Consider the following 10,521-nt stretch of genomic DNA (forward strand, 5'->3'; position numbering starts at 1 on the left):
AGTCGCCTGGCTGTCGGGAGACCCTCCCGCAGCGCTGGACTCACCGTAAGGCGTGGCCGTTCCCACTAGGGCGAACCCGAAGGGGAAAGAGTTGTTTCTTTCGTAACGGGTTGCAATCGCTGCCCGTGGCACTTAACGGCTATTTGAAACAGCAGCTGTTCATACCAAGTTGCAATTCCCTGGTAGCACAAGTTACTTGGGTTCAAAGTAGCGTGCCCTCTGGGCATACGAAACGAACCCTTGCGTAAGCTTTAGGAGAGTTTTCCGCGACGCTCGCGACTGGTTCGGCACTCCTTCAAGTGCTCTTTAAGCGACTTGTAGACGCCCTCTGGGCGGTGAAACAGCGTGAATGATGGATTTCCCGCTCTCAGGACGACTGCGATCTATGCCTGCGGCACGCCATTATCGTAGCGAGACCGTTCCCACTAGTACACCACACGCGTAAATAAACCACCCCTTCGGGTTCGGCAGTTCCTCATGCGGGGAACCACGCCAGATTCCTACGGAGGGAAACCCTCCTGCAGAACTGGCTCCCCAAGACCGGACTGCCTCACCATTCCAAATCAATGAAACGCTTGTGCTGTATTCCTAAGTGAATTTTGTTAGTGCAGCGGGACGCATGGCATGCGTGAATTCGGCCTTACGCTACTAGGGCGCAGCAAAGCAATGTGCCTTATAACAAAATACAACTAAGTATTAAGTAACTATTTCCAGCTTGTAGCTGAAAAAGCAACATATAGTATTCAATATTCAGTTTTTCCCAGTTGATTTTTTATCCCTTGCAATACCTTATAAAGTAGCGCAAGGGGTTTTTTTTTGGTTGGCAATAACATCAGCAATACTTGAGAGGTAGACTTTCAAGACAGATCTAATCTAAACTACTGCTGATTTCGTTGACGCCGTGCTGCTTCTAAAATGATCTTTTGTTCAGCACGGGCGATCGCCAAATATGTCCGTTCAACAGCTTCCTGTTCAACAGAAATAGAAGTGATGCCCCATTGTACCAGCTGATCAATAATTTCAGGATACAGCGCTGGTGCTTGACCGCAAATAGAACAAGGAATTCCTGCACTGTTTGCCATTTGAATGAGTTGAGCAACAGCACCCATAACAACTGGATGACGTTCATCAAACACTTTTGCGAGTTGTCCTTGTTCTCTATCCACTGCCAAGAGCAGTTGAGTCAGATCATTCGTACCAATTGAAATTCCCTGTACACCTGCTTTGACGTATTCTGGCAGTAAAAACAGGACGCTTGGCACTTCTGCCATAATCCACAATTGAAACTGTGGTACTTGGGTTAACCTTGCTTGCTCAACTTTTTGACGGCAAAAGGAAAACTCTTCCACTGTACGAACAAAAGGTAACAGTAGATGGATATTGCTGTATCCTGCGTTTTGTACGCCGGCTAAAGCAGCCAGTTCTAACTCAAAAACTGCGGGATTTTTCAAATAGCTGAAGGTACCACGTTCTCCCAGCATCGATTGCGTGGAAGATTCTACATTATCATTCAAAGATGGTAGCTCATGGGAACGCCAATCCAAAGACCGATAAAAAACTGGTCTTGGTGCAAAAGCTTGGGCGAAGTGGATGATCTGCTCGTACCAACGTTCTAACAATTTGGTTCGGTGTCCCTCCAACAGCCAAGCACTCGGGTGTTTCCCTTCGAGTATATTCAGAGCCATCAGTTCTGAGCGCAATAATCCCACACCATCCACAGGTAAACTTTGCGCTTGTTCGATCAAACTAGGCTGGCTCAAGTTAACCAACAGTTTTGTAGTGATCATCGGCAAACTTAGGCGTGATGAAGAACTCGAAGACGCGGAGAATAAATATGTCCCCTTGTCTACGGACACTTTCCTCAACGGGAACCAGCCGGGTGCTTTGGTGTCCTCTGTTAGTTCGCTTGTCCCCGTATTATCTTCCCCTTGTCGATGGACACTTTCCTCAACGAGAGCCAGCGCTGTTGGCGTTTGCGTAGCGCCAAAGTCTGCCGGGGGGATACTCCCCCCGGCGAGCTTTGCCCCTTCGGGGCTAGCCTGCCCGTAGGGCATAGGAGGGTTTCCCTCCGCAGGCGTCTGGCGTTGGGGAACCCCTGCACGGTGAGACAGCGCTGCAGGCTGTGCACTGAGCTTGTCGAAGTGAGGGTCTCCCGACCTAGGCGACTGCGTTCGCGTTCGCGTAGCGTGTCCGAAGGACTCAGCGTCTCCGAAGGAGATACCCGAAGGGCGCTGGCTCGACTTTACAGAAAACCCACCCACAGGGCTGGTTCCTCTGTAGGAACCCTGAGTTCCTTTTGTCCCCGTGTCTTCTTCCCCTTGTCCTATCTCCCTAGCTTCTCTTGTTAAACGATAAACTTCCCCCTTGTCGCCATCAATCAGTAATTTCTCGCCTGTTTGAATAATTGCTGTGGCATCTGCTACGCTCACGACTGCTGGTATTCCCAATTCTCTCGCAAGGATAGCAGCATGACTTGTGATACCTCCTTTATCAGTAATAATGCCAGCAGCTTGTTGCAGTAGCGGTAACCAATCAGGTGCTATTGTTGGTGTAACTAAAATGACTCCCTTGGGTAATTGTTCTGGTTTTTGTTGTGCATTCACAATAATATGAGCAGTTGCTGTCACACGTCCCGCTGATGCTCCTAATCCTTTGATGGAGTGGAAATTATAAATTGCCAAGGGTGTACTCATTTGCGTTAGGTAAAGCGTACTCGTTGCCTCACAAGAGATAGTCCACTCAAAGGTAAAATTGACGCCAGTTTCTTTGACAATTTGAGTTGCTAATTGAATCAGTTGTTGCAGATGTTCTTCTGGCAAAGCATACTGTTTTTGTTGGTCTTCTTCCAACAGGTAAGGAACAAGACTTGAGTCATTTGAAACCAGCGCACCTGAAGCTGGCACCGTTTGCAAAGCTGCTACAGGCGCTTTATCATTAACGCGGTAAGCTACCATCTTATTGCCCAGTTGCCGCTCTTTGACAGTACCAGTTTCCGGCTGGATGTAGTAAACATCTGGCAAGACTTCACCTTGAGTCATTGCCACTCCTAATCCCGATGTCGCTAAAATTTCCCATTCAGAAGAGTTGGCATTGAGTAAGCCGCTGGCGATCGCATTCCTAAAAGGTTGTACCAAAACTCCCAAATTAATTTGTTGCAGGTCTATTCCTGCCCATTGCCAGTACGATAAACTTTTAGCACGAAACATCTGGCTCCAGGTGCGCTTCAATGCCAGAGCAATTGCCTCTTCATCACATTCACACACCACAGACTCTAGCAATCCAGATGTCTTAGTCACCCCATGCTTTATAGTAGGCAGTACAAAAGTTGGTCGAAAAATCAGATATGCAGATTTTAATTCTTTAGCTGCATTGACAATTTGACTCAGTAGGTGTTGTGGCAGATGAGCAGCACTGATCTCTTGGCGCAAGCGTCTAGCAACCTGCTGAAGTTGACGCCAATTTTTGACATCTAAGTGTAGTGAAGAATAAGGTAAGTCAGCGACTAACGCCTCCGAACTGTTGAGAGTTTCTAGAAATTCTCGCAAAACTTCCGCTGAAACGACAAAACCAGGCACTACAGGATAACCGCGCTGCATAATTCTGCTTAAATAAAATGCTTTGTCACCAACTTTGGCGCGGTCTTGTAGTTTAATTTGCTCAAGCCAGTAGAGTTTGTCCACTCAATTACTTTGTTATCTGTTGCCAGTTGCTACGCTAACGGAATTACTCTGATCATATAAGTAGCGACCGCTTTACGAATGGTAAATATGGGAATCCGGTTTGATTTGGTCAGACCAGTGCTGCTGGAGGGGAGCCACTCCGTTGGGCGGCTCTGCCGACTTGTTCGCATGATTGCGTCTCCCCTTGGGAGAAGGATGTGGCGTTTTCCCGACAGAGGCATCTGGCGTTCGCCCTCCAGGCGTGCGCTTTGGGCATACCCGATAGCCCTCCGGGAACGCCCGTCGCCTGACGCCACATTCTACCCTGCGGGAAGGCGTTCCGCCTACAACGGGGCGGCAGCTTTTCGGGGGAAGCTTCCCCCGAAAACGTGCCTTGGGAACCCGACAGCCAGTCGCCACAACGGTCAAAGCTCGCCGCTTGGGTTGCTTCCCCCGGCAGACTTTGGGGGAACCCCCGCAAGGCGCTGCTCTCCGCACAGAAGTGGCACATGAGGGAGACCCTCCCGCAGCGCTGGACTCACCGTAAGGCGTGGCGTTAGCCATAGGGTCAAATTACTTGCGTAGGGAAGGAACTTTGAAGAAACACAGGGGTGTAGGGGAGCCAGTACTGCAGGAGGGTCTCCCGACCTAGGTATCTGGCGTGTGTAAGGGTGTAAGGGCAACGCCTAGAGCGCGAGCGCCGAACGGTGTAGGGGTGTTAGGGAAAAAGGTGTTTCTTTCATTCGTTGCGGGTGGCGCGCCGCCCGTCGGGCGCTCTCAAGAAAGCTCTTTGAGGTGTGCTTAGCTTCGCTAAAATCAAGTAAGTACACCAGTGATTGTATATTAATCTTTATCAAGAATGGACAAGGATTTCCCATTGCGCAGCATCTACTATCTTCCGGCTAATGATTGGTTAAACATCACCTTTAGGTTGTGCCTTGCTTTACTCGTTGGGGGAATAATTGGCATAGAACGCCAAATTAGACACAAACCAGGTGGTTTGCGAACTCATATGCTAGTGAGTTTTGGTGCAGCTGTGTTCACTCTCGTATCTTTGTTGACAGGTGCAGATAAACCAAATGGTGATGCTCTCTCGCGAGTGATTCAGGGTATTGCTGCTGGTGTAGGATTCCTTGGTGCAGGAGAAATTGTACGTCCATCTTCCCAAGAATCAGGGCGAACTGAAATTAAGGGACTCACCTCAGCAGCAGCTATTTGGGTTTGTGCGGCTTTGGGTATTGCTGCTGGATGTGGTTTGTGGCAATTAGGATTAATAGCAGCTTCCTTGTCTTTGTTAGTTCTAAACGTTTTTAAACGATTTGAGAAGTAGGATTAGTGAAATAAGTGGACAGATGTGTTTAATGTCTGCAGCGAGTGAAGCATTCGCCCTTAACGTGCCCTCTGGGCATACGCGGCGGACATGTTTACGATTATTTATGTCCACTTACTTATTAATTGATGATTTCTAATTTATAAGTAAGTCGGCACGAGAAAACCTATCTATCTATGTATGTATGTTTCGTTTGGTAAAAAACTGTCAAATGAGCTATTTCTAAACTATTTGCTTACTTGACGTTTCGTTATATAGATTCATTTTTAAACGCCGACTTACTTAACTCATTAAATATAGTTAGCTTATGATGATTTTTTTGCATATTATAACACAGGCTTAACTGAACCGTATTGATCTATCGAACGGTAACGAGGTAAGATATTAAGATGCAATAATTACATGGAAAATTTAGTTAATGATATCAAAAAAACAGTGTATAAGTTTAATGATTCTAGCAACACTATTTGGTGTTAGTGCTACTGCGGCAAGTGCTTTGGAACGGCGTATGGACAAGGAAATACCTATCAATGAGTTATTTAAAGAAATCTATCAGGCTGATATAAGCAGTAACAATTTGAACGCAGTGCTTTGGATGCCATTCGAGTATTGGAAAGCTTCATTATCACATGATAAACAAGTTTCTCCTGAAGTAAAAAAATTGCTACAGTCAGAGCTTGGTTCAGTATTTATCCTTGCCGTCGTACAAGCAGAGTCATCTCCTCAAACAAACTTGAATTTTAATTTTTTTCCTGAAGAAACGGTACGAAGAGGGCTAAAAGTTATACATGTTAGTCGTGATGGACAATTAAGAACTTTAAAGTTAGTAGAAAAAAATAGTAATTTTATGAATGTTCTTAAAGAGACTATTCGCCCAATGTTGTCACAAATAGCAGGTCAGATGGGTGATAATTTTTGGTTATTTGTGTATAGCGATATTGATTCTTCAGGTAGACGTCTAGTTTCACCTTATGAACCCGGAGAACTAAGGGTATCCCTTGGAGATAGAAGGGGTCTTCAAAAGTCTAAAATAAAATTTGAGTTTCCTTTCAATTCGCTTTTTGTGCCAAGAATGTGTCCTAATGGCAAGCCTGCACACGTGTCATGGAAATATTGTCCATGGGATGGCACTCGGCTTTCAAACTAGAAATCTGATGCATTCGAAAGGGAACCAAATTTGTAGCTAAATCCAGAATACAGACAGAGAAAGCATTCTGGCTAATAACCAATAACTGTTTTTGATATCTTACCAGAATCCACACAAAGAATTTGCGAGGAATTTAGCCACTGTGAATCAAAAGAACCCAAATGAGTTGTGGTGATCAGGGTTTGAAAACGATCTTGAATGGCATCGAGTAGCTGATTCTGTCGAGATGGATCAAGTTCTGCTAAGACATCATCAAGTAGTAGCAGGGGTGGTTCGCCAACCACTTGTTCTATAAGTTCCAATTCTGCTAGCTTTAAGGCTAGTACTAGGGTTCGTTGCTGACCTTGAGAACCGTATTGACGGCATGGTGTTTGATTAATTGTCAATTCTATTTCGTCACGATGAGGACCAACAAGGGTTGTACCTTGATGTAACTCTTGCCAAGCACGCTGCTCTATTTTTTCTAAAAAAGCTTGCTGTACTTGCTCTGGATTGTTCTGGTCTAATGAAACATTGGGTGAGTACTTAAGTTCTAGAATTTCTGTACCACCACTGATACTAGCGTGCCAAGCACTAGCAATAGGGGCTAGTCGCTGTATGGCACGATCGCGTCGTCGAATCACCCGTGTTCCTGTCGTAGCCAACTGTGCATTCCAAATATCTAACTCAGAATGTTGTGGAGTTTGGGCTTTTGAACTTGTCAGATGCAGTGGTTTTTCTTGTGGACGCGCAGCCGTTTCCCGTAACGATGGCGACTGGTGTTGCAAAGTGCTTTTCAAGAAGGCATTGCGCTGCCGCAAAACCTGGTTATATTGCTGTAGAATATGAGCATAGACAGGTTCAAGTTGGATTAACAGAGTATCCAGCCAGTTTCGGCGACCTTCAGGACCACCGCGAATAAGATCTAAATCTAAACTAGAAAACTGTACTGCATTCAGGACACCAAGAAAATCCATTTGACGCCGCAGAGTTTCACCATTTAAACCAACGGTACGGCGACCATTTCGACGCAAGGTGAGAGCAAGGTCACTGATGCCAGTTTGTCGCTCTAAAGTGCCAACAACCATGGCTATGGTTTCTCCATCTTGAATTAAATCGCGATCGCGTGCCATTCTGTGCGATCGCAATGTTGCCAGCAATTCCACCGCCTCCAACAAATTGGACTTGCCCTGAGCATTATTGCCTACCAAAATTGTTTTGGGAGCACTAAACTCAACTTGCTGCTGTTTATAGTTGCGAAATTGTCGCAGATGAAGGGTTTTCAGGTACATATGCTATTGAGACTCCCCGGATTGCTTACTGCTTTGACTTTAGCGGAGCTTTCCTTTAGGAATCGCCTGTGACAAGCCGTCCCTTGAACGCACTGCAGAACTGGCAAAAGCTAATAATGCACTCCGAGGTAGTATCTGTCCTCAGACATTAGTCTACAGCCACGCCTAAAGTATGGTAGAAAGCAAGCTAAGCCTCCTAGTAACCTCATGTTCCTTCAGACTTACTGGAAACTTCTGTCAGAGAACAATTTGTAGATAGAGCAACCTACCTACAAGTAACTAGACTGTACCACCTGCAGCTTGAAAACGAGCACGAGCGCGTTTGTATGCTTGGTTTGCTTGGATTTGGCTTTGGCGCTCTTCTGCTTGTACTTGATTCAAACGGGTTTCAGCTTCATTCAAAGCAGCACGGGCTTCCTCAATGTTAATTGCGTCACCCCGCTCAGCACTGTTTACTAGAATTGTGACTTCATCTTTTTCAACTTCGGCAAAGCCACCCAACAGGGCGATCGCTGTCCAACCCTGATTTTTCTCAGCACGCACTCGCATAACGCCCGTATCTAGGGCTGTTAACAGTGGTGCGTGTCCGCTGAGGATACCGAGTTGACCGGTGGTGCTGGGCAAAATGACTTCTTCAGCTGGGGCGTCCCACACAGTTTGATCTGGGGAAATTACACGAACAGTCAATGTCATATTTCAGTTATCAGTTATCAATTATCAGTTATCAGTGAGCCAGCGCGAATGACGGGTCTCCCGACCTAGGCGACTGCGAACCCGAAGGGTTATCGGTCATCAAGTATCAGTGAACAGTGATCAGAATTAGTATGATAACTGTTCACTGATAACTGTTCACTGAATATTAGCCTTTGAGTTTTTCGGCTTTGGCGACTGCCTCGTCAATATTGCCGACCAAGTAGAAAGCCTGCTCTGGCAGATTATCGAATTCTCCAGCAAGAATTCTCTGGAAGCCTTTGATGGTTTCTTCCAGCTTCACGTACTTACCAGGAGAACCGGTGAACACTTCTGCCACAAAGAACGGCTGGGACAAGAAACGCTCAACTTTGCGTGCACGCTGCACAGTCAGACGGTCATCTTCAGACAGTTCGTCCAAACCGAGAATTGCGATGATGTCTTGGAGTTCCTTGTAACGCTGTAGTGTTGATTGTACAGCACGAGCAGTGTTGTAGTGTTCTTCGCCAACAATGTTGGGTTGCAACATGGTGGAAGTAGAATCTAGGGGGTCTACCGCTGGATAAATTCCCTTAGATGCCAAACCCCGAGATAGTACAGTTGTTCCATCCAAGTGAGCGAATGTGGTAGCGGGTGCGGGGTCGGTTAAGTCGTCGGCTGGTACGTATACCGCTTGAATTGAGGTAATTGACCCTTCGTTGGTGGAAGTGATCCGCTCTTGCAGTGCACCGACGTCGGTTCCTAATGTTGGCTGATATCCTACAGCAGAAGGCATCCGTCCCAACAGAGCTGACACTTCTGAACCTGCTTGCACAAATCGGAAGATATTGTCAACAAACAGCAGCACGTCTTGCTTGTTCACATCGCGGAAGTACTCTGCTATTGTCAACCCAGATAGACCTACCCGCATTCTTGCTCCGGGTGGCTCGTTCATCTGACCGTACACTAGGGCAATCTTCGATTCGTTGAGGTTATCTTTGTTGATTACCCCAGATTCAATCATTTCATTATAAAGGTCATTGCCCTCACGGGTGCGCTCACCTACTCCCGCGAACACTGACACTCCACCGTGTTGTTGTGCGATGTTGTTAATCAACTCCATCATAATGACGGTTTTGCCTACGCCAGCACCGCCAAATAGACCAATCTTACCACCGCGCCGATAGGGAGTTAGCAGGTCAACAACTTTAATCCCGGTTTCAAACACGGAAGGTTTGGTTTCCAAGTCTGTGAATTTGGGAGCATCCCGGTGGATGGGCAATTTTTCCTCAGAATCGACAGGTCCCCTATTGTCCACAGGTTCGCCCAAAACGTTGAAAATCCGACCCAGCGTGACTTTACCAACAGGCACACTGATAGGAGCGCCAGTATCAGTAACTTCAAGACCACGCACTAAGCCATCGGTAGTACTCATGGCGACAGTTCGGACTTGGTTGTCACCTAGCAGCTGCTGCACTTCGGTAGTAACTGAAATTTCTTGTCCTGCTTCGTTAGTGCCTTTGATAGTCAAAGCGTTGTAGATTTGAGGCATTTTCCCGTTGGGGAACTTGACATCAACAACCGGACCAATAACTTGGGTAATGTAACCAATGTTTGTTTTTTCTGCTGTGGTGACCATGCTGAGCCTTAATGATTGAAGCTATATTTGGGATCGGGTCCTCAAGGACATAAGATTTTGCTCTTGTCTCTTCAAGATTAGCACTGAACGATCCCCTCTATTGCGCTTAAATTTCTCCTTAAGAATCAGGCTGTTGAGCGGTAATTAGGTTATGCTCAATATCCGCGTCTAAAAAAAGTTCAGATTGAACAAAGAAGGTTTTATCACGGTCACAGTTAAATCCAATCGTGAAAACTAACTGTATTTCTTGCTGTGTAAGAATTTTGGCGCGACCATGCCTACTGATTACAGCGTAAATAAGCGTACAACAAAAAGGCATACAATACCTTATCAGTCATCATCGTTATCATCGTTATCATCGTCATCATCGTTATGATCATATCTAGTACCAGGCAACGATGTAGGCGTTGTGGTTGGCTGTACAGTTGATGTAGGCGCTGTAGTTGGTTGTCTTGATGAAGGTAAAAAAGAAGTCTTTCTCAACACCAATGCAATTACACCAAGGACTATGGCAGCAGTTGCAGTTGTAGATAAGACTATAACTTTAACTTTTTTGTATTTGTTTTTATCCTCAATTTTCATGTTTAAGTTAAATCTAGTCATAGAAGGTTACAATTTCTGAACTGTTACCAACAACTGTCTACAGGTTAGTGTGTGTCGTTTAGGGGTGTGGTCAAAAGTCGTTGGTAGAAGGTAAAGTTGATAGCCCGTGGTTTTGCATAAAAAGAAATGACCAAAACATGGATTTAGCTGACGGTTTCCATCAGCTAAATCCATGTTGGTGTCAGAGATTACTTCAACGGTTC

The 10,521-nt window shown here is 45.9% G+C and carries 8 protein-coding genes; 2 read left to right on the forward strand and 6 right to left on the reverse strand.

What is annotated here, in order from left to right; all coding sequences use genetic code 11:
• Positions 1 to 878 precede the first annotated feature (878 nt).
• Positions 879 to 3,680, reverse strand: coding sequence for a putative PEP-binding protein (locus tag DP114_RS34705; protein ID WP_246163055.1), 2,802 nt, complete (start codon positions 3,678 to 3,680; stop codon positions 879 to 881).
• A gap of 72 nt (positions 3,681 to 3,752) precedes the next feature.
• The gene (locus DP114_RS04795) at positions 3,753 to 4,223 is read right to left on the reverse strand and encodes a hypothetical protein (protein ID WP_171975576.1); all 471 of its coding nucleotides are present in this window, start codon (positions 4,221 to 4,223) and stop codon (positions 3,753 to 3,755) included.
• A 295-nt stretch (positions 4,224 to 4,518) separates the two neighbouring features.
• Between DP114_RS04795 and DP114_RS04800 the strand changes: the two genes are divergently transcribed.
• Positions 4,519 to 4,989 (forward strand): MgtC/SapB family protein, encoded by a 471-nt coding sequence (locus tag DP114_RS04800; protein WP_246163056.1) that lies wholly within the window; start codon positions 4,519 to 4,521, stop codon positions 4,987 to 4,989.
• Between the two features lie 448 nt (positions 4,990 to 5,437).
• Entirely contained in the window at positions 5,438 to 6,136 is a 699-nt protein-coding gene (locus tag DP114_RS04805; RefSeq protein WP_171975577.1) for a hypothetical protein, read from the forward strand.
• A gap of 71 nt (positions 6,137 to 6,207) precedes the next feature.
• Here the strand turns inward: DP114_RS04805 and recF are convergent, their stop codons facing one another.
• The 4 genes from recF to DP114_RS04825 all read right to left on the reverse strand — a co-directional run bounded on the left by recF (position 6,208) and on the right by DP114_RS04825 (position 10,297).
• The gene (gene recF, locus DP114_RS04810) at positions 6,208 to 7,407 is read right to left on the reverse strand and encodes a DNA replication/repair protein RecF (protein WP_171975578.1); all 1,200 of its coding nucleotides are present in this window, start codon (positions 7,405 to 7,407) and stop codon (positions 6,208 to 6,210) included.
• A 279-nt stretch (positions 7,408 to 7,686) separates the two neighbouring features.
• Positions 7,687 to 8,100 carry an ATP synthase F1 subunit epsilon gene (gene atpC, locus DP114_RS04815; RefSeq protein ID WP_171975579.1) on the reverse strand — a complete coding sequence of 138 codons (414 nt, stop codon included), beginning with the start codon at positions 8,098 to 8,100 and terminating at the stop codon, positions 7,687 to 7,689.
• 166 nt (positions 8,101 to 8,266) lie between these two features.
• A complete protein-coding gene (atpD, locus tag DP114_RS04820) occupies positions 8,267 to 9,715 on the reverse strand; it encodes a F0F1 ATP synthase subunit beta (RefSeq protein WP_169265014.1) in 1,449 nt (482 codons plus the stop codon).
• 330 nt (positions 9,716 to 10,045) lie between these two features.
• Positions 10,046 to 10,297, reverse strand: coding sequence for a hypothetical protein (locus DP114_RS04825; RefSeq protein ID WP_171975580.1), 252 nt, complete (start codon positions 10,295 to 10,297; stop codon positions 10,046 to 10,048).
• Between the last annotated feature and the right edge of the window lie 224 nt (positions 10,298 to 10,521).

It is taken from the genome of Brasilonema sennae CENA114, from assembly GCF_006968745.1.
GTDB lineage: Bacteria > Cyanobacteriota > Cyanobacteriia > Cyanobacteriales > Nostocaceae > Brasilonema > Brasilonema sennae.

Coding starts and splice junctions, on each gene's coding strand:
- DP114_RS04795 (WP_171975576.1), bottom strand. CDS start 4,223: ATGGCTAACGCCACGCCTTACGGTGAGTCCAGCGCTGCGGGAGGGTCT.
- DP114_RS04800 (WP_246163056.1), top strand. CDS start 4,519: ATGGACAAGGATTTCCCATTGCGCAGCATCTACTATCTTCCGGCTAAT.
- DP114_RS04805 (WP_171975577.1), top strand. CDS start 5,438: ATGATTCTAGCAACACTATTTGGTGTTAGTGCTACTGCGGCAAGTGCT.
- recF (WP_171975578.1), bottom strand. CDS start 7,407: ATGTACCTGAAAACCCTTCATCTGCGACAATTTCGCAACTATAAACAG.
- atpC (WP_171975579.1), bottom strand. CDS start 8,100: ATGACATTGACTGTTCGTGTAATTTCCCCAGATCAAACTGTGTGGGAC.
- atpD (WP_169265014.1), bottom strand. CDS start 9,715: ATGGTCACCACAGCAGAAAAAACAAACATTGGTTACATTACCCAAGTT.
- DP114_RS04825 (WP_171975580.1), bottom strand. CDS start 10,297: ATGAAAATTGAGGATAAAAACAAATACAAAAAAGTTAAAGTTATAGTC.